The sequence below is a fragment of the Rhodococcus olei genome (assembly GCF_039540555.1).
Taxonomy (GTDB): domain Bacteria; phylum Actinomycetota; class Actinomycetes; order Mycobacteriales; family Mycobacteriaceae; genus Rhodococcus_G; species Rhodococcus_G olei.
The window spans coordinates 325,021-347,744 of the sequence record NZ_BAABFB010000066.1; the positions used below are offsets into that span (position 1 = coordinate 325,021).

The 22,724-nt window shown below is 71.5% G+C and carries 24 protein-coding genes; 11 read left to right on the plus strand and 13 right to left on the minus strand.

Annotated elements, in window-relative coordinates:
* Positions 1-48 precede the first annotated feature (48 nt).
* Positions 49-1,053, plus strand: a complete 1,005-nt coding sequence (locus ABD951_RS22535) for a DUF3089 domain-containing protein (RefSeq protein WP_345350491.1) — start codon at positions 49-51, stop codon at positions 1,051-1,053.
* A gap of 48 nt (positions 1,054-1,101) precedes the next feature.
* On the opposite strand, the gene ABD951_RS22540 is transcribed toward ABD951_RS22535, so the two are convergent.
* A complete protein-coding gene (locus ABD951_RS22540) occupies positions 1,102-1,854 on the minus strand; it encodes an isocitrate lyase/PEP mutase family protein (protein WP_345350494.1) in 753 nt (250 codons plus the stop codon).
* A 99-nt stretch (positions 1,855-1,953) separates the two neighbouring features.
* Between ABD951_RS22540 and ABD951_RS22545 the strand changes: the two genes are divergently transcribed.
* Complete coding sequence (locus ABD951_RS22545; protein ID WP_345350497.1) at positions 1,954-3,339, plus strand: hypothetical protein; 1,386 nt, start codon at positions 1,954-1,956, stop codon at positions 3,337-3,339.
* A 114-nt stretch (positions 3,340-3,453) separates the two neighbouring features.
* Here the strand turns inward: ABD951_RS22545 and ABD951_RS22550 are convergent, their stop codons facing one another.
* The 3 genes from ABD951_RS22550 to ABD951_RS22560 form a co-directional block, all read right to left on the minus strand.
* Entirely contained in the window at positions 3,454-3,891 is a 438-nt protein-coding gene (locus tag ABD951_RS22550; RefSeq protein WP_345350500.1) for a hypothetical protein, read from the minus strand.
* A 45-nt stretch (positions 3,892-3,936) separates the two neighbouring features.
* Positions 3,937-4,443 (minus strand): DUF2231 domain-containing protein, encoded by a 507-nt coding sequence (locus ABD951_RS22555; RefSeq protein WP_345350503.1) that lies wholly within the window; start codon positions 4,441-4,443, stop codon positions 3,937-3,939.
* Between the two features lie 114 nt (positions 4,444-4,557).
* Positions 4,558-4,887: a UBP-type zinc finger domain-containing protein gene (locus ABD951_RS22560; RefSeq protein WP_345350506.1), complete on the minus strand. Its 330-nt coding sequence runs from the start codon at positions 4,885-4,887 to the stop codon at positions 4,558-4,560.
* Between the two features lie 65 nt (positions 4,888-4,952).
* Between ABD951_RS22560 and ABD951_RS22565 the strand changes: the two genes are divergently transcribed.
* On the plus strand, positions 4,953-6,551 hold the full coding sequence (locus ABD951_RS22565; protein ID WP_345350509.1) for a Na+/H+ antiporter: 1,599 nt from the start codon (positions 4,953-4,955) through the stop codon (positions 6,549-6,551).
* Between the two features lie 50 nt (positions 6,552-6,601).
* On the opposite strand, the gene ABD951_RS22570 is transcribed toward ABD951_RS22565, so the two are convergent.
* The 4 genes from ABD951_RS22570 to ABD951_RS22585 form a co-directional block, all read right to left on the minus strand.
* The gene (locus tag ABD951_RS22570; protein ID WP_425569923.1) at positions 6,602-7,387 is read right to left on the minus strand and encodes an O-methyltransferase; all 786 of its coding nucleotides are present in this window, start codon (positions 7,385-7,387) and stop codon (positions 6,602-6,604) included.
* A gap of 61 nt (positions 7,388-7,448) precedes the next feature.
* The gene (locus tag ABD951_RS22575) at positions 7,449-9,068 is read right to left on the minus strand and encodes a GMC oxidoreductase (protein WP_345350515.1); all 1,620 of its coding nucleotides are present in this window, start codon (positions 9,066-9,068) and stop codon (positions 7,449-7,451) included.
* A gap of 53 nt (positions 9,069-9,121) precedes the next feature.
* Entirely contained in the window at positions 9,122-9,703 is a 582-nt protein-coding gene (locus ABD951_RS22580; protein WP_345350518.1) for a hypothetical protein, read from the minus strand.
* 32 nt (positions 9,704-9,735) lie between these two features.
* Positions 9,736-10,143: an NUDIX hydrolase gene (locus tag ABD951_RS22585; protein ID WP_345350521.1), complete on the minus strand. Its 408-nt coding sequence runs from the start codon at positions 10,141-10,143 to the stop codon at positions 9,736-9,738.
* Positions 10,144-10,275: 132 nt separating this feature from the next.
* Between ABD951_RS22585 and ABD951_RS22590 the strand changes: the two genes are divergently transcribed.
* From ABD951_RS22590 to mnhG, 6 genes are read left to right on the plus strand one after another with little or no spacing between them, the layout of a single operon-like run.
* Positions 10,276-13,125 (plus strand): Na+/H+ antiporter subunit A, encoded by a 2,850-nt coding sequence (locus tag ABD951_RS22590; RefSeq protein ID WP_345350523.1) that lies wholly within the window; start codon positions 10,276-10,278, stop codon positions 13,123-13,125.
* A complete protein-coding gene (locus ABD951_RS22595) occupies positions 13,122-13,724 on the plus strand; it encodes a Na(+)/H(+) antiporter subunit C (protein ID WP_345350526.1) in 603 nt (200 codons plus the stop codon). Before ABD951_RS22590 ends, ABD951_RS22595 begins: the two co-directional genes overlap by 4 nt.
* Complete coding sequence (locus ABD951_RS22600) at positions 13,721-15,355, plus strand: Na+/H+ antiporter subunit D (protein ID WP_345350529.1); 1,635 nt, start codon at positions 13,721-13,723, stop codon at positions 15,353-15,355. Before ABD951_RS22595 ends, ABD951_RS22600 begins: the two co-directional genes overlap by 4 nt.
* The gene (locus tag ABD951_RS22605; RefSeq protein ID WP_345350532.1) at positions 15,352-15,915 is read left to right on the plus strand and encodes a Na+/H+ antiporter subunit E; all 564 of its coding nucleotides are present in this window, start codon (positions 15,352-15,354) and stop codon (positions 15,913-15,915) included. Before ABD951_RS22600 ends, ABD951_RS22605 begins: the two co-directional genes overlap by 4 nt.
* Entirely contained in the window at positions 15,916-16,176 is a 261-nt protein-coding gene (locus ABD951_RS22610; protein ID WP_345350535.1) for a monovalent cation/H+ antiporter complex subunit F, read from the plus strand.
* Positions 16,173-16,523, plus strand: a complete 351-nt coding sequence (gene mnhG / locus ABD951_RS22615) for a monovalent cation/H(+) antiporter subunit G (protein WP_345350538.1) — start codon at positions 16,173-16,175, stop codon at positions 16,521-16,523. The genes ABD951_RS22610 and mnhG overlap by 4 nt, the downstream gene beginning before the upstream one ends.
* A gap of 39 nt (positions 16,524-16,562) precedes the next feature.
* Here mnhG and ABD951_RS22620 read toward each other — a convergent pair whose 3' ends face one another.
* From ABD951_RS22620 to napA, 5 genes are all read right to left on the minus strand, one after another.
* Complete coding sequence (locus ABD951_RS22620; RefSeq protein WP_345350541.1) at positions 16,563-17,888, minus strand: phosphatase PAP2 family protein; 1,326 nt, start codon at positions 17,886-17,888, stop codon at positions 16,563-16,565.
* Between the two features lie 32 nt (positions 17,889-17,920).
* Positions 17,921-19,045 carry a glutamate--cysteine ligase gene (locus tag ABD951_RS22625; protein WP_345350544.1) on the minus strand — a complete coding sequence of 375 codons (1,125 nt, stop codon included), beginning with the start codon at positions 19,043-19,045 and terminating at the stop codon, positions 17,921-17,923.
* 147 nt (positions 19,046-19,192) lie between these two features.
* Complete coding sequence (sodC, locus tag ABD951_RS22630; protein WP_345350547.1) at positions 19,193-19,876, minus strand: superoxide dismutase[Cu-Zn]; 684 nt, start codon at positions 19,874-19,876, stop codon at positions 19,193-19,195.
* A gap of 109 nt (positions 19,877-19,985) precedes the next feature.
* Positions 19,986-20,540 (minus strand): LytR C-terminal domain-containing protein, encoded by a 555-nt coding sequence (locus ABD951_RS22635; RefSeq protein WP_345350550.1) that lies wholly within the window; start codon positions 20,538-20,540, stop codon positions 19,986-19,988.
* A 38-nt stretch (positions 20,541-20,578) separates the two neighbouring features.
* Positions 20,579-20,905 carry a nucleoid-associated protein NapA gene (gene napA / locus ABD951_RS22640; protein WP_345350553.1) on the minus strand — a complete coding sequence of 109 codons (327 nt, stop codon included), beginning with the start codon at positions 20,903-20,905 and terminating at the stop codon, positions 20,579-20,581.
* A 225-nt stretch (positions 20,906-21,130) separates the two neighbouring features.
* Here napA and ABD951_RS22645 point away from each other — a divergent pair, with 225 nt between their 5' ends.
* Together ABD951_RS22645 and ABD951_RS22650 are read left to right on the plus strand one after the other, a co-directional pair.
* Positions 21,131-21,721, plus strand: coding sequence for a peptide deformylase (locus ABD951_RS22645; protein ID WP_345350556.1), 591 nt, complete (start codon positions 21,131-21,133; stop codon positions 21,719-21,721).
* Positions 21,714-22,724 (plus strand): N-acetylglutamate synthase, CG3035 family, encoded by a 1,011-nt coding sequence (locus tag ABD951_RS22650; RefSeq protein ID WP_345350559.1) that lies wholly within the window; start codon positions 21,714-21,716, stop codon positions 22,722-22,724. The genes ABD951_RS22645 and ABD951_RS22650 overlap by 8 nt, the downstream gene beginning before the upstream one ends.

The window sequence follows — 22,724 nt, forward strand, 5'->3', positions numbered from 1 at the left end:
CCGGCAACGCCGCGCGGGGGCGCCCGCACGGGTTTACGCTCGATTGTCATGAGCGCGCGTCTCGCCGCTGCGGCGGCGCTGCTGTGGACAGTGCTTCTCGCGGTCGTGGGTGCCGTGCCCGTCGCCGGCGCCCAGACGACGACCTGGCTGTGCCGGCCGGGTCAGCCGAACGATCCGTGCGGCGGCCGTTCGGGCGCCCCGATCGACTGCTTCTACGTCTATCCGACCGCATCGCTGCAGCCGACCCTGAACGCGGACCGCACGCCGTCGCCGGAGCTGCAGGCGGTGGCCCGTGCCCAGGCCGAACCGTTCGGCTCGGCCTGCGACGTGTGGGCGCCGGTGTACCGGCAGATGACCCTGCGGGGGCTGAACAACGCCTCCCCCGCCGAGCGCACGGCCGCGCTGGACGTCGCGTACGACGACCTCGAGCTCGCCTGGGACGACTATCTGGCGCACCACAACCACGGTCGCGGTGTGGTGCTGATCGGACACTCGCAGGGGACCCGGATGCTGCGCACGCTGATCCACAACCGGATCGACGGGAAACCGGTGCAGTCCCAACTTGTTTCCGCGCTGCTGATCGGCGGCAACGTGACGGTCGCGGCGGGGTCCGGCGTCGGTGGAGACTTCGCGTCGGTTCCGGCATGCACGGACCGGACACAGACGGGGTGCGTGGTCGCGTACTCGGCGTTCTCGCGGACACCACCACCGGACACCCGCTACGGCCTGTCCCCGCAGACACCGGGCGTCTCCGGCACCCGCGCGGATCTGCCGTACGGGCCGGGCTACGAGGTGCTGTGCACCAATCCGGCATCGCTCCACGACAATTCGAACGCTCCGCTGCACAGCATGGTCGGTGGTCGCGACGTCGACGTGTTCCACGCCCGGTGCACCGGCGGCGCCGGAGCGCACGTGCTGATGGTCGACGGACCCGGCGCGGCACTGCTGCCCGCGCTCCCGAACGACACCTGGGGCCTGCACCTGATGGACGTCAACCTCGCCCAGCGCGACCTCGTCGACCTGGTCGCCACGCAGGCGCTCGCGCACCCGTGAGTGGTTCACCCCGGCCGGGGTGAACCACTCACGGGCGGCTGAGCCGCATCACGCCCAGCGCGCGAGGATCTCGTTGGCCCGGACCGCGAGCGCGGCCTGCAGCAGCGGGCCGAAGCTGACGCGACCGACGCCGAGGGCCGCGTAGTTCGCCCGGTCGCCCCGCGCCGGATCGGCGATCGCGTTGACCGGCAGCGGCAGCGCGGCGGTCAGTTCGCGGTACACCTCGTCGGTGTGGAAACCGACCGGATACAGCGAGTCGGCGCCCGCCTCGGCGGCCAGGGTGAGCCGCGCGATCGCACGCTGCACCCGGTCGGCCTCGTTGCCGACCTGCCTGAGGAACAGGTCGGTGCGGGCGTTGATCACCACGTGCACCCCGACCGCGTCCGCGGCCCGGCGCAGCCCCCCGACGAAGTCGGCGTGCTCCTGCGCCTCCCGCAGCCGGCCGCCCTCGCCGTGCACGGTGTCCTCGATGTTCAGGCCGACCGCGCCGACGTCGAGAAGCCCGTCGATCAGCGTCTGCGGGGTCTGCCCGTACCCGGATTCGATGTCCACGGAGACCGGCAGGTCGACCGCCGACGTGATCTGGGCGACCCGGGTGAGCAGCTCGGTGAAGGTCATGCCCTCGTTGTCGGGCCGACCGATCGAGTCGGCCACCGGGTGCGAACCGACGGTGAGCGCGGCGAAACCGGCCTGCGCGGCGAGGTTCGCCGACCAGGCGTCCCAGACCGTCGGAAGGATCACGGGATCGCCGGGACGGTGCAACCCGAGCAGCGTGGTGGCCTTCTCGGTGATCGATTCCATGTGGGTGTGTCCTCGCCTCGTGTGATGGTCTCGATCATCGTGGCACGCCGGGACGTTCGGCTCAGCACAACGGACCGCGTGTTCGGTTAGCGTCGGGAAATGTCCGTTTCCGTCCGCAGCGCCACACCGGCACTCGCCGCACTTCTCGGGGCCGCGCTGGCGGCGTTCGTCCTGACCGACCCGCCCGGCGGGCGGTGGGCCGTCCACACGACCGGCCGTGAACTCGACCGCTGGCTGAGCGCGCAGCCCACCGGCATCGCGATCGGGGCGGTGCTCGCGGCCCTGGCGTGTGTCCTGCTGCAGCGCGGCGGATCCCGGCGGCTCGCCTGGATCGTGGCCGCCGCGGGTGCCGCCGTGGTGGCGGGCGTTCGTGCCGCGGTGTCGGAGGTCGCGGGCGTCGACGCCCTGATCGCGCTGCACCTCGTCAAGACCGCGGCCGGCGGAGTGGTGCTCGGCGCGGCGGTCGCGGCGGTGTGGGGTCATCCGCTCGCGCAGCGTGCGCTCGCCGTGGGGGCCGTCGGCGGATTCCTGTCGGTGTCCGCGTACGGCACCGGGACGTCCTGGGAGAGCACGTCGACGCTCGGCGAGCCGGCGTGGTGGCTGCTCGGCGTGACGATCGCGGCGGTGGCGGCGGCCGCCGCCACCGCGAACCCGGCCTCGCGAATCCAGCGGGTGACCGCGCCGGAGGCGCGGGTGGCCTTGCTGTCGATTGCGGCGCTCGCGCTGCTGAACCGGCTGCAGACGACGTGGATCGGGAGCGACGAGACCGGGACCCGCACCCAGCAGTGGATCACGGTCGCCGTCGCGATGGTGGTGATCCTCGTCGCGACCGAGGTGTGCGCCCGGATGATCGCCCGCCACACAGGAACGCCGGACGGCGCGGTGGTGCTGGTGACCACCGGTGTCGCAGCCGCCGCGATGCCGGTGCTCGTGGACCTGCGCAGCCCGTTCCGGGACGTGCCCGCCTGGGCGGCGGTCACCGTCGCCGGCCTCGCGGTGGTCGCCGGTCTCGCGGTCGCCGCACGCCGCCCCGCGCCGGTCGCGGGGCTGGCGGTGGCAGTGGCGGTTCCGGTCATCGGTGCGATCTGGCCCGACTTCGGCGGCGACGGTCCGTGGCTGCTGGTGCGGCTCGCGGTGGTCGGCGCCGGGGCCGGGCTCGCGGTGGGGTCCGCGCTGCCCGGGTCCGCCGCGGTCGCGGCGGCCGGGCTGGCGATTCCGTTCGTGTCCATGGTGTTCCATGCGGCGGCGACGGTGATCGACCCCCGGGACTCGACCGTGATCGTCTTCGAGGGTGCGTACCAACCGCTGACCGGCGTGGCGACGGCGCGAACGTACGAGTCGGACCTCCAGCGTGTCTTCGAGCAGCACGGCCGCGCCGTCCTCGACTTCCCGCGGTACGACGACCGGATCGCCGGGATCGCACTGACGCTCGCGGTTGTGTTCTGCGCGTGGGGTGTTCGCAGCCTCCGGCAGGCGCAGCGATGAACCCGTTCCGACACGCCGTCGCGGCCGCGGCGGGCGTCGCCGCGGGCGTCCCCGCCCGACGGCGCCCGTCGCCCGGCGTGACGCAACCCCCGCATGCGGGGACCGCGAATCCGGTCAGCTGCCGACGCCGAGCGCGGCCAGGAGGACCAACACCACCGTCGCGACGGCGAACACCCCGTGGCCGGCCACGACGGCGACGGGGAAGTGCTTCTCCGGTGGTGCTTCCGTTCCCGGTTCCTTCACCGACCCGGGCCGGGTGGCCGAGCCGGCCCGGTAGGACGGGATCCACCGGATGAACATGGTCAGTCCCAGTACGGCGACGACCACCAGCGCGGCGAACGCGACCCACGCGAGGGCGGTCGTGTCGGTGACGAGGTAGATGATCCAGACGATCAGACCGGCGCCCGCCAGCGCGAAGTGTCCGAAGACGAGGCCCGGCGAGAGGCGACTGGTCGTCGGTTGCCGGGCGCCGCCTTTGGCGATCCACGTGGCAAGCAGCACGGATCCTCCGCCGGCAGCGAGGATCCAGAGGACGAGGGCCGCGATTCCCATGTCGGTCTCCTTGATGAGCGTGACGAGCCGGCGGCCGGACGATGGTCAGGCCTGGCCGGCGTCCGAGGCGCGAAGGTCGGCGAAGCCCTCGGCCTGGGTCGCCTCGGTGGCCACCCGCACGCCGTAGCGGTACTCGAGCTTGCCGCCGAGATAGCCGGACACCCCCAACACGGCCAGGCTCAACGCCGACAGCCCCAGTTGCCCGGCGCCGACCGCGTGGGGCTCGCCGTAGCCGGAACGCCGCCAGACGAAGTTCACGGCGTACGCGGCGGTGACCACGAGATTGAGACTCATGTGCACGAGGCCGGTGCGGAGAGCCGGAGTGCCCGTCGGGATGGCCAGCAGGTCGAGTAGACCGATCATCGCTGCGGCCAGCGCGCCGAGCACGCCGATCGCGATCAGCCAGACCGATCCCTGGGCGAGGAATTCCGGGTGATCGACAACCCGGGACGCGATGTCGAAGATCAGACTCGCGACCCACGCCCCGATCGGCACCGTGACCAGGATCGGGTGGAACGGATGCCCGTACGGCCCGGCCAGCGCCGCGCTCACCGGTCGCTTCGCACGATTCGCGTCATCGACCACGGGACGCCTCACTTCTGCCCCCACGTCCCAGGCTCGTCCCATCCGGGCCGACGGTCAAGCAGGCGGTCGGCGGCGCCCCGGTCAGCCCATTTCCGCGTGCCGGTAGCACCACCGCCACGTCTCGCCCGGCTCGTGCGACCGCATGACGGGATGTCCGGTCTGCTCGAAGTGCGCGGTCGCGTGCCGGTGGGGGCTCGAGTCGCAACATCCGACGTGACCGCAGGTGAGGCACATCCGCAGGTGCGCCCAGTTGTGTTCGCCGAGCGCCGTGCAGTCCTCGCAGACGCCGGGGGTGCGCGGCTCGGGATCCGGTCCGGCAATCGCGGCCAGTTCGTCGCAGCGCTCGGCGGGAGCCGAACCCGCGGATCCGACCCGAATGCGGTCGGCCGCACGTCGGAGGACTCTCTTCATCACCTCCCATCCTGCATGCTGCTGGGAGCGATATCCACACATCCGGCCGACGGACGGAGACCGCCGTGAACGTGGCCCTGCTCGCCGTCGCGGTGGCGGCGCTGCTCACCGCCGCCCTCGCGCGGCGTCTGAACTGGTCGGCGCCGCTGCTGCTGGTCCCGGTCGGACTGGTCGGGTCGCAGATCCCCGGGCTCCCCGACACCGCACTCGATCCCGATCTGGTGCTGTACGCGGTGCTCCCGCCGCTGCTCTACTCGGCCGCACTGGACAGTTCGCCGCTCGCGCTCCGCCGCAACGCGCGCGCCGTCGGGCTGCTGGCGGTCGGTCTGCCGCTGGCCACCACCGCCGCTGTCGGGGTGGTCGCCTACCTCACCGTTCCGCAGCTGCCCCTCGCTGCCGCACTGGTGCTGGGGGCGGTCGTGGCGCCACCGGATGCGGTGTCCGCCAGCGCGATCGGACGACGACTCGGCCTGCCCCGCCGGATCATGACGTTGCTCGGCGGCGAGAGCCTGCTCAACGACGCGACCGCGCTGACGGCGTACCGCGTCGCACTCGCGGCGGCGGTCGGCACCGGGGTGACCCTCGCCGAGGGGGTGCGCATCTTCCTCGGTGCCGCGATCGGCGGCGCGCTGGTCGGCATCGCGGTGGGGATCGTCGTCGCCGCGATCCGTTCACGGCTCTCGGATCCGGTGATGGAGAGCGGGATCGGGCTGCTGGTCCCCTTCGTCGCCTACCTGGCGGCCGAGGCCGCGCACAGTTCCGGAGTGATCGCGGTCGTCGTCGCGGGCCTGTACCTGGGCCAGCGATCGACTCGCGCCGGGTACGCGACCCGTCTGCAGGACACCGCGGTGTGGAAGGCCGTCGACGTCGTCCTCGAATCGTTCGTCTTCCTGCTGATCGGGCTGCAGTTGCCGAGCGTCGTCCAGGGGCTCCACGGCCGCAGTGTGGCCGGCGTCGTCGGCGCCTCCGTTGCCGTGCTCCTCACGGTGATCGCGGTCCGGCTGCTGTGGGTCTATCCCGCGACCTTCGTCCCCCGCATGCTGTCCGCGCGGATCCGCGAGCGGGAGCCGGCCCCGAGTCTCCGGGCGGTGTTCATCGTCGCGTGGTCCGGCATGCGTGGTGTGGTCTCGCTGGCCGCGGCCTTCGCGATCCCGCTGACCGTCGGTTCGGGCGCCCCCTTCCCCGAGCGCGAGATGATTCTGTTCATCACCTTCGCCGTCGTCGTCGGCACGATCCTCCTGCACGGGCTGACACTGCCGTGGCTGATCACCCGGCTCGGGGTCGGAAACCAGGAGGAACGCCGCACGGACGCGGTGGCGCTGGCCGCCGCGCAGGACAAGGCCGCTCGGGCCGCGACGGAGGTGCTCGACAGCCTGGTCGACAGCGGCGACGGGGACCCCGCCGCCGTCCGTCAGCGGGCCGCGGAGATCCTGCGTACCTGGAGCGAGCACCGCGCCAACGCGGCGTGGGAGCGACTCGGGCGCAGCGCGGACGAGTTGGGCGAGAGCCCGTCGGCCGCGTTCCGCGCGCTGCGTCTGCAGATGCTGGACACCGAGCGGAAGGTGTTCATCGCCGAACGCGACCGTGGACGAATCGACGACCAGGTACTGCGGCAGGTGCTGCGCGAACTCGACCTCGAGGAGGCGACCCTGAATCGGGAGTGAGCGGCCACGGGATCGGCCCGTGGCCCGCCGCGGATCCCCCCTCCTCGACGTCAGCCGGCGCCGGCCGGAGGTGTCGGGTGGCCGCCGAGGCAGCTCGACTCGAGGACCAGATCCGGCAGCAGCCGTTGGTATTCCACGTGCGCGTGATGTTCGGTGGTTCGCCACAGTGTGCCCTCGTGGCCGCGCATGTAGGCGAGATAGTCCGGGGCGCCGGGGATCCGGACGTTGTCGGCGACGACGACCGACCCGGGATGCAGCCAGCCGGCACCGAGGATCGACCGCAGGTCCGGCAGGTACGCCGACTTCAGATGGTCGAGGAACACGAAGTCGACAGTGCCGGAACCGAATCCCAGCGCGTCGAGCGTCCGGCCGCCGTCGTCGATCGACCCCACGACGGCGGTGATCCGGTCCGCCATCCCGGCGTGCGCCCACACCCGGCGCGCCACGTCGGCGTTGGCGGGGCTGATCTCCACCGAGTACAGCCGGGCGTCCGGCGGGGCCGCCCGGACGGCCCGCAACGCGCTGTACCCGCAGTAGGCGCCGAGCTCGAGCAGCACCTTCGGTCGTGCTCGCCGCACGGCGTCCTCGAGGATCACGCCCTTCTCGTCACCGACGTTCATCAGGAAGCTGGTGTGGCGGGCGAAGTCGTCGATCGCGGCGATCGTCGCGTCCACGTCCCCGGCGGGCACCGTCGCGAGCACGTGCCGGGCTAGGGCCTCCTCGCGGCCGTCGCCGACCCGCCCCTCCCGGAGCAGCCGACGACCGGACAGCAGGAACCGCAGCACCGACCATCGCAGGAACGGAACCGGTTTGCCGGCAAGCCGATTGGCGACCACCGCCGCACCGACGAACGCGGCACCGAACGCCGCGACCGCTACCGGACGAGTACGCATCGGGTCACCCCTTCCCGGTGAGGAAGCGGTCCATGCACCGCTCCGCGATCGCGGTGATCGTCAGCGACGGGTTGACGAGTCCGACGGATCCGGGGATCAGCGCCCCGTCGACGACGTACATGCCGTCGTAGCCGTGGACCCGGCCGTCGTGATCGGCGGCCCGCCCCATCACGACTCCGCCGAGGCCGTGGTACGTCGCGGCGCTGCCGAATCCGGCGAGCCTGGTGTGGACCGGAACGCCGTTCGCGGGATAGCCGTACCGCACGTCGGCACGGTCGTGGAACCGTCCGGCGAACCGGGCCGCGCGCACGTCGAGGTCGCTGACACCCTCCGGGTACGGGTAGTTCAACTCCACGGAACCGGTCGAGTGGTTCCAGTCGATCGAGCCGCGGTCGGGAGTGATCGCCTGGATCAGGTTCGTGCTCGTGTGCCCGCCGGCGATCTCCGGGAACGGAGCGGCCTGCCACGACATCGACACCGACCCGTCCGGGTCGGCGTCGTCGTAGAGCAGCGCCACGCCCGGGCCGGCCTGCTTCGAGCCGTACTCGCGGCGGTTCATGACCCGGGAGATCAGGAAGTCGCCGTTGTTGCCGAACCCCTGCCCCACCTCCGGGCTCAGTCGCGGCAGCGTCCCGGTGGCCCGCGCGGTGACGAGCAGCGCGGTCGTGTGGAACGACCCGGCCGCCAGGAACAGGCGCTCGGCGACGAAGGTGTGCATCCCGAGATCCGTTCCGTGCTCGTCGATCTCCCGTGCCGTCACCTCGAATCCGGTGCGGCCCCGCGCTTCCCGGATGGACACCGCTTCGTGCAGGGGAAGCACGGTCACATTGCCGGTCGCCTCCGCGCGCGGGAGGTAGTTGTGGTCCACGCTGTTCTTGGCGCCCGAGTTGATGCCGTACGGCCCCTCGGCCACGGAGATCGACTTGCGCCGGGTGCCCGCGAACTCGGCACGCACCAGATCCCAGTCGACGCATAAGTCGTGGAACGTGGGGGTGCCGCCGAAGTCCGCGATGTCCGCGAGCCAGGACCGCGCACCCACGTACTCGGGGCGCGCCAGCAGGTCGGCGGGCAGCGGCGAGGTCCCGAGCACGGACTTGGCCCGCGGGAAGTACACGCGGTCGAGTTCGCCGTAGTCGATCGACCGCGGGAAGATCTGCTCGAAGTCACGGCGGCGCGGCTGCACCGTGTAGGCCCCGAACACCAGCGACCCGCCGCCGACGCCGGCCCCGTGGACGGACATGATGCCGTTGCCCTGGATCTCCTCGACCACGCCGGCGTAGCGCGGAATCGACTGGTATTGGGTCAGCGGATTGATCGGTGGCCGGGTGCTGAACCATGCCGCGCGACCGTCCGGGGCGTCGAACGTGGCGAAGGTGTTCCCGCCCGGGTCGATCGGCCAGCGGCGTCCGCGTTCGAGGACGGTCGTGATGAACCCGGCCTGGCCGAGCCGCAGCGCCGCGACCGCACCGCCGAACCCGCTGCCGATCACGATCGCGGTGCGTCCCCCACCCGGCCCGGCCGCGGCGGCACCGGAACCGGAACCGAACGAACCGACCGCGGCGGCGCCGAGTCCGACCGCGGCACCGCGGAGAAGATCACGTCTCGACAATCGAGGCGAGCCCATGCCTGCCGAATCTAGTCCTGTCGGAGGCGGGACGGGTCGCTTCCGCGGCGCGTCTACCCGTGATCGTCCCAGCGATCGAGCACGGCGCGGCCCCGCGGACTGATCCGGTAGCCGATGTCGAGGCTCTCGGTCAGCCCGAGTTCCTTCAACCGGCGCACCCGTTGTTTGAACGTCGGGCGGTCCATCCCGACCGCCGGGGCCAGCTCGGTCGAGACGACGGCCGGGCGGGCGTCGATCAGCCGCAGCGTCGCCTCGGTCCACGGACCGTTCGCGTCCATCCGTGCCATTCGGCGCCGCAGCAGCGCAAGGTCGTCGTCGGTCAGCTCGGTGTCCTCCCGGAGCGCGGCGCGCGGGTCCGGCCCGGCGAGACGCAACCGGATCCGGTACAGGTTCGGTCCGTGTGCCTTCCTGTCCACGAACGCCAGCAGCGCCGCCGCCGAGTCGAAGCCCGCCGCCCGCGCATCGGCGTCGGCGACGTCGCCGGGGTCGACCGGATCGACCGCGTCGAACGCGACCACACCGATCCGGGTGCGCTGGCTGCCGCCGGCCCGGACCCGAGGCCGATCCCACCGCCGGTAGGCGAGCGTCACGACTCCGGCGACGATCCCGTCGAGTGTGGCGGCCGTGAAGATCACCCGGCCCTCCTTCGCCGTACGCGCCGTGCCGTTCAGTCCACCAGGTCCAGTGACCGCAGATGCTCGAACACCAGCCGCGACCCCGGCGCGGACTCCGGCATCGCCGCGTACTCGTCGGTGGTGAAGTAGCGCAGTTCGGCGATCTCGCTGGTCGCGGTCGGCTCGTCGGTGAGGTCGGCGACGAAGCACGTCATGTGCAGCCGGGTGCCCGGCGGATGCCCGAACGCCTCCGCCTCGAACACGCCGAGCTCCGCGAGGGTGCCGGCGACGATCCCGGCGTCGAGTTCCTCACGAATCTCCCTGTGCAGGGCCTGTTCCGGCGTCTCCCCGGGATCGATCTTGCCGCCGGCCATGTAGAAGGCGGTCTTGCCCACCGACCGCGCCTGCAGCAGCTTGCGATCCCTGACGTGGGCGAGCGCGACGGTCCTGATCTCGGCCATTGCACCACCGTAGGCGGCTGCCGCGTGCACCGCGAACATTCGTGTCCCGTAAACTGGACACCGGTCGCCCGAGATGCTCCCGGGCGTATCGACACCCCGCCGACACCCGCACACGACCCCGACGGAGTGCCCTTGCTCGCTGTGTTGTTCGCCCACGCAATCGCCGCCGTTCTGGCGCCTGCCGTCGTGCGAACAATGGGGCGCAACGCATTTCTGCCGCTGTCGCTGGTGCCGGCCGCGTCACTGGTGTGGGTGATCGCCAACTGGAACACCGAGCAGAGCCTGCACATCACCTGGGCTCCGGGACTGTCGATGAACATCGACATGCGGTTCGACTCGCTGGCCGCGATCATGTCCGCCCTGATCCTCGGGATCGGCGCCCTGGTGCTGATCTACTGCGCCCGGTACTTCGAGAACGACGAGACCCGTCTCGGGATCTTCGCGGCCGAGATGGTCGCGTTTGCCGGAGCCATGTTCGGCCTGGTCACCAGCGACAACATGCTCATCCTCTACACGTTCTGGGAACTGACGACGATCCTGTCGTTCCTGCTCGTCGGCCACTACGCCGAACGCGCGTCGAGCCGGCGTGCCGCCACCCAGGCGCTGCTGGTGACCACGGCCGGCGGCCTGGCGATGCTGGTCGGGTTCATCATCCTCGGCCAGGTCGGCGGCAGCTACCAGCTGTCGGTGCTGCTGCAGAACCCCCCGGGCGGCACGCTCACCGCCGTCGCCGTCGTGCTGGTGCTGGCCGGCGCCCTGTCGAAGTCCGCGATCATCCCGATGCACTTCTGGTTGCCGGGGGCGATGGCCGCGCCGACCCCGGTCAGCGCCTACCTGCACGCCGCCGCGATGGTCAAGGCCGGCATCTACCTGATCGCCCGCCTGGCGCCCGGGTTCGCCGACTCCCCGCCGTGGCGGGTCACCGTCCTGACCCTCGGCCTGGGCACCATGCTGCTCGGCGGCTGGCGCGCGATGCGGGCATTCGACCTGAAGCTGATCCTCGCGTTCGGCACCGTCAGCCAGCTCGGGTTCCTCACGGTCCTGGTCGGCACCGGCACCCGCGACGCCGCCCTCGCCGGCATCGCGCTGGTCGTCGCGCACGCGATGTTCAAGGCCGCACTGTTCATGGTGGTCGGCATCGTCGACCACACCACCGGCACCCGCGACATCCGCAAACTCGCGCACCTCGGCAAACACGCTCCGGTGCTGTGCACGATCGCGATCGCGGCCGCCGCCAGCATGGCCGGGCTGCCGCCGTTCTTCGGGTTCGTCGGGAAGGAGGGCGCGCTGGAGGCGGTCGCGACCGCGTCGGTGCTCGATCCGAGCGTCCGCACCCTGGAACTCGCCGGCATCGTGGCCGGCTCCGTCCTGACGGTCGCGTACAGCATCCGCTTCATCTGGGGCGCGTTCGGCCGCAAACAGCTCGCGCGGCCCAGCGCGGCGGTGGCGAACATGCACCCGGCCGGTCCGCTGTTCCTCGCGGTCCCCGCCGTGCTCGCGGCGGCCGGGCTGGTCACCGGCCTGATCTCGCCGGTGATGGACACCCTGCTCAGCGCCTACGCGCAGAGTCTGCCGTCCGGCGACCACGGTGACTACCACCTGGCCCTCTGGCACGGCTTCGGCCTCGCGCTGTGGCTGACGGTCCTCGTCGTCGTCGGCGGTGTCGCGCTCTACCTGGTGCACAGCCGGATCAGCCGGCTGCGGTTCGAGCGTCCGCCGCTCGGCAACGCCGAACACGTCTACGACGCGACGCTGCGCGGCATGGACACCCTGTCGACTCGCATGACCGCTGCCACCCAGCGCGGCTCGCTGCCGCTGACGCAGGCGATCATCCTCGTCACGCTGGTCCTGCTGCCGACGATCCTGCTGGTGCTGGGCACCGACACCGCGGTCCGGCTGCGGCTGTGGGAGTCGCCGATCCAGTTCGCGACCGGCCTGATCATGATCGCCGCCGCCCTCGCCGCGACCGTGATGCGCAACCGGCTCGCCGCGGTGATCCTCACCGGCGTCACCGGCTACGGCTGCGGCGTCATCTTCGCCCTCGACGGCGCCCCCGATCTCGCCCTGACACAGTTCCTCGTCGAGACCCTCACCCTGGTCGTCTTCGTGCTCGTGCTGCGCAAGCTGCCCGCGGAGATCGACGAACGCCAGTCCGTCGGGTTCAAGCCGGCACGCGCGCTGCTCGGTGTCGCGGTCGGCGCGACCGTCACCGCACTCGGCGCGTTCGCGATGAACGCCCGCACCGCCGAGCCGATCTCGGTCCACATGCCCGACCTCGCGTACCACGTCGGCAACGGCAAGAACGTGGTCAACGTGCTGCTCGTCGACATCCGCGCCTGGGACACGCTCGGCGAGATCTGCGTGCTGCTGGTCGCCGCGACCGGCGTCGCGTCGCTGGTGTTCCGGACCCGCCGCTTCGGCACCGCCCCCCGGGTCGCCGACGTCCCCGAGTTCGAGTCCCCGGCGACCGAGACGACGTGGCTGCGCGGCGGCGACCTGATCGACCCGCGGCACCGGTCGCTGATCCTCGAGGTCACCACCCGGATGATCTTCCCGACGATGATGGTGCTGTCGGTGTACTTCTTCTTCTCCGGGCACAACGCACCCGGCGGCGGGTTCGCCGGCGGGCTGACCGCCGGCCTCGCGCTGGTGCTGCGGTACCTCGCGGGCGGCCGGTACGAGCTCGGCGAGACCGTCCCGTTCGACGCGGGCAAGATCCTCGGCCTGGGCCTGATCTTCTCCGCGGGCACCGCGCTGACGTCGCTGTTCCTCGGCGCTCCCCCGCTGTCGTCGGCGACGATCGAGGTCACGCTGCCGCTGCTGGGCCACATCAAGCTGGTGACCGCGCTGTTCTTCGACCTCGGCGTGTACCTGATCGTGGTCGGCCTGGTGCTCGACGTCCTGCGCAGCCTCGGCGCCCGCCTGGACTCGGAGGTCGAGACCCGGCCCGAGTCCGAGGACGAGTCGGTGGTGGTCCGGTGAGCGTCAACCTCGGTTTCCTCGTCGTCATCGGCGTGCTCGTCGCGTGCGGCGTCTACATGCTGCTGGAGCGGTCCATCACGAAGATGCTGCTCGGGTTGATGCTGTTCGGCAACGGTGTGAACCTGCTGGTCCTCTCGGTCGGCGGTCCACCCGGCCGCGCCCCGATCGTCGGCCGCGGCAATGCGGTCTACGACACGATGGCCGATCCACTCGCGCAGGCGATGATCCTGACCGCGATCGTCATCACGATGGGCATCGCCGCGTTCGTGATGGCCCTGGCCTACCGGTCCTACAAGATCAACACCAAGGACGCCGTCGACGACGACGTCGAGGACACCAAGGTGCTGCGGCGGCGCGGCCCCGCCGAGGCCCCCGACCACGACCGGTCCGACGACCCGATCACCGGCGACGCCACGTTCAGCGGTGACGCCTTCGACGACAAGGGCAACCCGATCCCACTCGACCAGCTCACGAACCTCGAGGACCTCGAGGTGTACGAGGACCTCCGCGAGGGCGACTTCGACGAGTTCGACCCGTACGGGGACGACGACCCCCGCGCCGACGAGTCGGCCCCGACACCGGGAGGTGAGCGGAGGTGACGCTGCCCGCCACCCTGATCGCGCCGCTGACCCCGCTGCCGGTGCTGATCCCGATGCTGGCCGCCGCGGTCACGCTGATCGCCGGCCGCCGGCCCCGGTTCCAGCGGACGGTGACGATCCTGGCGCTGGTCGCCGGCCTGGTCGTGTCGTGCCTGCTGCTGTACCTGGCCGACCGCGACGGCATCTTCGCGCTGCAGGTCGGCGGCTGGGATTCGCCGATCGGGATCACCCTCGTCGTCGACCGGCTGTCGGCGATCATGCTCGTCGTCTCGTACATCGTGCTGCTCGCGGTCATGGCGTTCGCGGTCGGGCAGGGTATCCACGACGGCACCGAACGCCAACCGGTGTCGATCTTCCTGCCGACCTACCTGGCGCTGGCGGCGGGCATCTCCAACGCCTTCCTGGCCGGGGACCTGTTCAACCTGTACGTCGGGTTCGAGGTGCTGCTGGCGGCGTCGTTCGTGCTGCTCACCCTCGGCGCCAGCGCCGACCGGGTGCGGGCCGGCGTCTCCTACGTGATGGTGTCGATGGTGTCGTCGCTGATCTTCCTGATCGGCATCGCCCTCGCCTACGGCGCGACCGGCACCCTGAACATGGCGCAGATGGCGGTGCGGTTCGACGACATCCCCGAGGGTACCCGGATGGCGATCTTCGGGGTCCTGCTCGTCGCGTTCGGCATCAAGGCGGCGGTCTTCCCGCTGTCGACGTGGCTGCCCGACTCCTACCCGACCGCACCGGCCCCGGTCACCGCCGTGTTCGCCGGACTGCTCACCAAGGTCGGCGTGTACGCGATCATCCGCGCCCACACGCTGCTGTTCCCGCAGGGCGAGCTCGACGACGTGCTGATGGTGTGCGGCCTGCTGACGATGATCGTCGGCATCCTCGGCGCGATCGCGCAGAGCGACATCAAACGTCTGCTCTCGTTCACCCTGGTCAGCCACATCGGCTACATGGTGTTCGGGATCGCGCTGTCCACCCAGCAGGGCCTGTCCGGCGCCATCTACTACGTCGCGCACCACATCCTGGTGCAGACCACGCTGTTCCTCGTCGTCGGCCTGATCGAGCGCCAGGCAGGCTCGTCGTCGCTGCGGCGCCTCGGCGGCCTCGCCGCCGCCAGCCCGGTCCTGGCGATCGTGTTCCTGATCCCGGCTCTCAACCTCGGCGGCATCCCGCCGTTCTCCGGGTTCATCGGCAAGATCGCGCTGCTGCAGGCCGGTGCCGCGCACCCGAGCGTGCTGTCGTGGGTGCTCGTCGCCGGCGGCACGATCACCAGCCTGCTCACGCTGTACGTGGTGGCCCGCGTGTGGACGAAGGCGTTCTGGCGGGCCCGCGCCGACGCCCCCGAGGGCGACCTCGCCGACGTCAGCCCGTCCGCGCTGATCGACGAATCCGAACAGGACATCGCGTTCGTCGACCGCGAGGACGTCGGACGGATGCCCGCGCTGATGCTGCTGCCGACGATCGCGCTGGTCGGTGTCGGACTCGCGTTGACGGTGTTCGCCGGCCAGATCGTGGCGGTCACCGACCGGGCCGCCACCGACCTGCAGGACAGGTCGGTGTACGTCGACGCCGTCCTCGGGCCCGGCAGCGCACACGAGGAACCGGCCACGGCGGCGGGAGCGGGCCGATGACCCGGGCGATCGCGCTGCGCGCCGGGTCGCTGACGTGGCTGACGCTGGTGTGGATCCTGCTGTGGGGCAACCTCTCGGTCGCCAACGTGGTCGGCGGTCTGGTCGTCGCGACGCTGATCACCGTGCTGCTGCCGCTGCCCCGGGTGCCCGTCGAGGGCCGCCTGCACCCGTGGTCCCTGGTGAAACTGACCGGGCTGGGCCTCTGGTACGCCGCGCAGTCCAGCGCGCAGGTCGCCTGGCTGGCCGTCAAGCCGGGACCGCCGCCGGTGACCGGGGTGCTGCGCGTGCGCCTGGCGATCAAGTCCGACCTGGTGCTCACCCTCTGTGTCGACCTGCTGAACCTGATCCCCGGCACGATGGTGCTGGAGGTCGACCAGGTCAAACGCATGGTGTACGTGCACGTCCTCGACGTCGGCACCGACAAGGCGGTCCGGCAGTTCCACCGCTCCGTCCGCCGGCTCGAAGCGCTGTTCATCGCGTCGTTCGAACGCGAATCCGAGTGGGCGCCGTCGCCCGGGTACGCCGACGACCCCGCCCCCTCGACCCGAAGGGAGAGTTGAGTGACGACCGTGCTCGTGATCGCCGGGGTGATGCTGTCGGTCGCCGCGGTGATGACCTCCTACCGACTGCTCGCCGGCCCCCACACACTCGACCGGCTCGTCGCGATGGACACCCTCGTCGCGGTCGCGATCTGCGGGCTCACACTGTGGGCGGCGCTCAGCATGGACACCACCCTGGTGCCGGCGATCGTCGCCCTGTCGCTGGTCGGGTTCGTCGGCTCGGTGTCGGTGGCCCGGTTCCGGGTGAGGGACGACCAGTGAGCACCGCACTCGACGTCCTCGCCGCCACCGCGATCCTCCTCGGCGCACTCCTCGCGATGACCGCCGCGATCGGCATCGTCCGCTTCCCCGACACCCTCTCCCGCATGCACGCGGCGACCAAACCGCAGGTCATCGGCCTGGTCCTGGTCCTGGTCGGGGCCGTGATCCGGCTGCGCGGCAACGTCGACATCTGGATGCTCGTGCTCGTCGGTCTGTTCACCCTGCTCACCGCGCCCGTCATCGCGCACACCGTCGGCCGCGTCGCCTACCGGGAACAGCGCAGCCGTGACGGCATGGGCATCATCGGCGACCTCGACCGCGAGAAGGAGCCCCGGCCCCGCGGGTAGCGGGAACACGACACCGGGGTCCGCGTCGATCTCGACGACCTACCCGACGGCCACCGCGGTGGTGTCGGCGTCCCGTCCGCCCCAGCGCCCGAGCGCCGAGTCGGGCGCCGCGAAGAAGGTGGCGTGGAAGGCGACGACGACCGCGCCCATCACGCCGAGGATCAGCGGCGCCGAGACGAGGGGAACCGCGGCGATCGGCTCCGCGAGGTAGCGGTAGCTCGCGAGCAGCGCCGCGAAGGCGACGGCCCCGCCGACCACGAGCCGGATCCGGAACCGGCCCCAGCCGCGTTCGGGGTCCCGCAGCGCGGATTCGATGGTCAGGCTGAGCACGACCCCTGCGACCAGGTCGACGCCGTAGTGGTAGCCGAAGCCGAGTGTCGCCGTCAGCGTGCACACCAGCCAGAAGGTGCCGCCCCAGCGCAGCCACAGCGGCCCGCGCCGCGAGTGCACGAAGATCGCCAGCGCCCACGCGGTGTGCAGGCTCGGCATGCAGTTGCGGGGCGCGGCGTTGTCGAACACGAACGACACCGGGTCGGTGAAGGTGGGGACGGTCGTCGGCCAGTAGGTGCCGAGTTGCGCGCCCTCGCCCGCGGCGCCGAACGCGAAGTCCGGTCCGACGACCGGGAACAGCAGGTAGAACAGCGGGCCGATCAGGCCGATCGCGAGGAAGGTGCGCACCAGGTGGTGCGCGGGCCACCCGCCCCGGACCTGGTACAGCGCGACCACGATCGCCGCGACCGGCAACTCGATGTAGACCCAGTGCAGGACGCCGTACCCGGCGGGTCCGACGGCGTCCACGACCTGCCCCATCACCCACGACGGGCTGCCGAGCGCACGGTCGGCGAGTTCGACGTACTGGTCCAGAACCGCGGGCCGGGCCATCACGGTGATCTGCAGCCAGACGTCGCCGATCTTGGTGGCCGCGATCAGCAGGGCCCCGAGCCCGACCCCGAGCAGGGCGCCGGCGCGGCGCTCGCCCGTCCAGCGGACGGCGGCGACGACGGCGATCCCGGCGAGCACCCAGGTCGGTCCGGTTCCGGCCGCGACGCCGGAACCGGCGATCAGCCGACCGGCGAGCACGACGAGGTCGATCCCGACGGCCGCGGCGACCGCGACGACCCGTTGCCGGTTGGTCAGCCCGACCAGTCCCAGCGCCAGCCCGGCCCACGGCACCGACATCGACTTCGGCGTGCCGGCGAAGTCGTGGGCCAGGGACTGCAACGGGCCCTCGAAGCCGGACCGGGACGCGACGACCTGCAGGACCACCATCGCGGCGACGACCGCGACGGTGGCGGCGGTCGCTACGGCATGGGTCCCACCCGCGCGCCGCCACACCGTGGAGACGGGCGCGTCGTCGATCAGCATCCGTACATAGTAAACGGTGCGTGAACTGGGACTTAACTGTCGAGTTCGCGCACCAGGGCGTCGACGACCGCGGTCAGGTCACCGCCGTGCGCGGCCGCGACCGCGCGCTGCCGCTGATAGGAGGCACCGCGCCGCGGAATGTCGGCGACCCGGGACAGTTCGTCGGCGCAGCCGAGCTCGCGGGAGAGCGGGGCGAGCTGTTCGAGCAGGTCCGCGAGGTCGTCGGTGACGAGCCGCTCGTTGCTGTCGGCGTCGAGGATGACCTCGGCGTCGAGGCCGTAGCGGGCGGCGCGCCACTTGTTCTCCTGCACGTGCCACGGCGGCATTCCCGGCAGGTCGGCGCCGGCCTCGAGCTGCCGGTCGAAGTGCACGACGAGACAGTGGATCAGCGCGACCAGCGATTCGAGTTCGGCACGGGTGGACACCCCGTCGCAGACCCGGACCTCGATCGTGCCCCACTGCGGGGCCGGCCGGATGTCCCAGTGCAGCGCGCCGAGCCGTTCGATGACCCCGGTCTTCATCTGGTCGTGCACGAACCCCTCGAACTGGGCCCACGTCTCGAACTGGAACGGCAGCCCGGCGGTCGGGAGCTGCTGGAACATCAGGGCGCGGTTGCTCGCGTACCCGGTGTCCACGCCCGCCCACATCGGCGAGGACGCCGACAGCGCCAACAGGTGCGGGTACTTCACCAGCAGCGCGTTGATGATCGGGAACACCTTCTCCGCCGACGAGACGCCGACGTGCACGTGCACACCCCAGATCAGCATCTGCCGCCCCCACCACTGGGTGCGTTCGATCATCTCGTCGTAGTGCGGGTTCGGGGTGACCTGCTGGGTGGACCACTGGGCGAACGGGTGGGTGCCCGCGCACATCAGTTCGACGTTCTCGCGGGCCGCGGCACGTCGCAGCAGGGTCATCGTTTCGCGCAGGTCGTCCATCGCCTCGGCGGTCGTGTCGCAGATCCCGGTGACGAGTTCGACGGTGTTGCGGAGGAACTCCTTGTGCAACCGCGGCGGTCCCCCGTCCGCGAGCTCGTCCGCGGCGGCCAGGACCCGCGCAGCGGTGTTCGACAGGTCGCGCGTGGCCGGGTCGACCAGCGCGACCTCCCATTCGACACCGATCGTGGGCCGGGGCGAACCGGCGAAATGGACTGCCACAGCCGAATCCAATCACAGCGGAGACGACGACGCCGCGACCGGGAACTGGCACGTGGCCAGCTGCGTCCGGTCGCGGCGTCGCGGGTTACTCGGGCGATGTCACCGCGCGGCTTGCTCGGGCGATGTCACCGCGGGTGACGCGTGGGGCTACTTCAGAACGCCGCAGGCGACGCGCGACCCGGCGTCGCCGGTGTCGAGGGTGGCCTGGTCGGGCGCGGGCGCGTAGCGGGTGGGGATGTTGCCGAAGTTGTCGGCACCGGAGTGCACGACGAGCGCGGTGCCCTCGCCCTTGTTCTGGAGGTCCTTGATCGTGAACGCGTCGGTGGTGACGGTCAGGTCCGCGGTGCCGTCCTGGCGCACCAGCAGCGAGCTGAGGTCACCGCTCTGCGGGTGTCCGGTGTGGCCCTCGGCCTGGAAATGTCCGCCTGCGGAGGTGAAGTCGCCCTCGCACTTGGCGACCGAGTGGACGTGCAGGCCGTGGAAGCCGGGCTGCAGGCCGTGCGCGGACACGGTGACGATCACGGTGTCGCCGTTGCTGACGAAGGTGGCGGTGCCGGCGGCCTTGCCGTCCGCGCCCTGCAGAACGGTGTTGATCCGGTCTGCGGACTCGGCGCCCTCACCGGCCTGGCCACCGGAGCCGGGCGCGCCTGCGGGCGCGGGCATTCCGGTCCACACGGCGGGGGTGGTGCCGGGGACGTCGCTCGCCTCCTGGTTGGGCGGGCTGCACGCGGTGAGGCCCGCCGCCGCGATCGCAACCATCGGGGCGACGACGCGCAGGGACACGCGGCCAGACCGTGTCGTCTGCGAGTCGCGTCGGGAAAGCAAGGCCATCAAACCGCTCCTTCGAGATGGGCTGGAAGTGCACTGATCATAGCCAGCCGGGGGAACCGGCCGACCGGCGGTCTACGACGTTGGATAGTTGACCCGTCGACGGCGCCGGCTACGGCGAGGTGACGATCACGATCACGCCGGGGGACGCGGTGGCGATGCCGGAGAACCGCTGCTCCGCGGAGATCCCCAGTTCGGAGGCGATCGCCTGCGCGGCCTGCTTCTCCTGCGCCGAGTTCGCGCTGTAGAACGCCGTGGTCTTGGCGACGTTGCCGCTGCTGTAGTTGCCGGTCTCCGACACGGTCCAGCCGCGCGACTCGAGGGTGCCTGCGGTCTGGGCGGCCAGTCCGCTGACCGTGCTGTTGTTGAACACCCGGACCGGGACCGCGGCGCGGTCGACCGCCGCACTCGCGGCCGGCGGGGTCGCCGTTGCGGCGGCGGTGCTGGCGCTCGGCGCCGGGGTCGTCGGCCGCGCCGAGGCGCCCGGACTGTTGGGCGCCGCCTTCACGGGGGCCACGCTGGGCACGACGTCGACCGCCGGGGAGGCGCTGTCCGAACTGGACAGCGTCATCGCGCCGATACCCGCGAAGGCGATCGCGAGCGCGATGAGAACCATCGCGAGCGCGCGAAGCGGCGGTCCCGACGGAACTGGCTGCGGGGTGCTCACGGTCTCGACCTTACGGGCCTGCGCATGGTCTGCGGCATCTAGGTGACGTCGAACCCGAGTCGGCGTGCCGCGCGCGCCTTCTGCCTGCTCGCGCGCAGCCGACGCAGACGCTTGACGAGCATCGGGTCCGCGGCGAGCGCCTCGGGGCGGTCCACCAGCGCGTTGAGGACCTGGTAGTACCTCGTCGCGGACATGCCGAAGAGTTCCTTGATCGCGTCCTCCTTCGCGCCCGCGTACTTCCACCACTGGCGTTCGAAGGACAGGATGTCGTGGTCGCGTCGAGTGAGGCCGTCCTCCCCGACCTCGTGCGCGTCCTGGTGGTCGGTGGGCTGCGAATTCCGGCTACGCGCGGCTGCGCCGTCCATCTCACTCCTCAACTTCGAGCTCTCGCCCAACAACTCAGCGAAACCTGAGGCTCCCCGGCCTCCCGGGCCGGCGGACCGGCCAGTGAGGCGAATTACAACCCTGTGCTTCCGGGCATCATTCAACCACGGCCGACTGACGGGTTCCGGGTTCACGACAGCGGGCGCGTCGCCCGCACGGACCGCCGCATCCGAGGTCGGACGAACGCGGCACTATCCTCTGACAACATGGCAATTCTTCCGATTCGGATCGTGGGCGACCCGGTTCTGCACGAGCCGACCCAACCGGTGACGCAGCCGCTGTCCGAGATCGCCGAGCTCGTCTCCGACATGTACGACACCATGGACACCGCGAACGGCGTGGGCCTGGCCGCCAACCAGGTCGGTGTCGGGCTGCGCCTGTTCGTCTACGACTGCCCGGACTACGACGCCGACCCGGACGGCGCCCGCCGGCGTGGTGAGGTGATCAACCCGACGCTGGAGACGTCGGAGATCCCCGAGACGATGCCGGACCCGGACGACGACGAGGAGGGCTGCCTGTCGGTGCCGGGCGAGCAGTTCCCGACCGGCCGCGCGCACTGGGCGAAGGTGACCGGCGTCGACCTGAACGGCGATCCGGTCGAGATCGAGGGCACCGGGTTCTTCGCCCGGATGCTGCAGCACGAGGTCGGGCACCTGGACGGGTTCCTCTACACGGACGTGCTGATCGGCCGCAACGCCCGCGCCGCGAAGAAGATCATCAAGCGCTCGGGCTGGGGCGTCCCCGGCCTGAGCTGGACGCCGGGCACCGTCGAGGATCCGTTCGGCCACGATGACTGACACCCCCGACGGGGAAGGCCGACACCGCCGGGTCGCCACCGACCCGGACCGGACGGAGCCGCGGCTCGGCAACCGGGTCGTGCTGCGCTACAAGCTGCCCCCGGGGTACCCGCAGCCGCTGACGGACATCATCGGCGAACTCGTGGCGCTGACCCCGGCGGTCGTCGTGCACGCCCCGGACGGGCGCGTCGTGCAGGTCTCGCCCGACCAGGTGGTCGCGTTGAAGGCGATCGGTGCGCGTCCGGTCGCGACGCGGGAGATCCGCGCGCTGGAGCTGGCGGCCGCGGACGGCTGGCCGGGCACCGAGCAGGCCTGGATCGACGGCTGGCTGGCCCGGCACGGCGGCGGGTTCACCCGGCGGGCCAACGCCGCGGCACCGCTGGGGCAGGCGCACCGGATCGGCGACCTCAACTCGGGCGACACCCTGGACCGGTTGCGGGCCTGGTACGCCGAGCGGGGGCAACCGCTGACGCTGCTGCTGCCGGACCGGCTCGGATCCCCGCCGGACGGCTGGACGGTGTCGGCCGACGTGCAGGTGCTGGCCGCCGACATCGCGAATCTGACCCTGCCGGCGGGCGAGTCGCTGGTCTCGGTGACCGGCGAGGTGGGGCCGCACTGGCTGCCGCTGTACCACTACCGCGGCGCCGAGCTGCCTGCGCCGGCGCCGGACGTGCTGTCCGCGGTCCGGGACGGCGAGCTCGGGTTCGGAGCCCTCGGCAGCCCGGACACCGAACTGCTGGCGATCACCCGGGCCGCGATCACCGAGGCCCCGGACGGGCGGCGCTGGGTCGGCCTGGCCGCCGTCGAGGTGGCGCCCGAGCACCGGCGCCGGGGCCTCGGCCTGCTGATCTGCGCGGAGATGATCCGGTGGGGTCGCGACCACGGCGCGACGCACGCCTACGTCCAGGTCGAAGCCGGCAACGCGGCGGCGATCGCGCTGTACCGCACGCTGGGGATGGTCGACCACCACCGCTACCGCTACGCGACGGCGCCGGAGCACTGA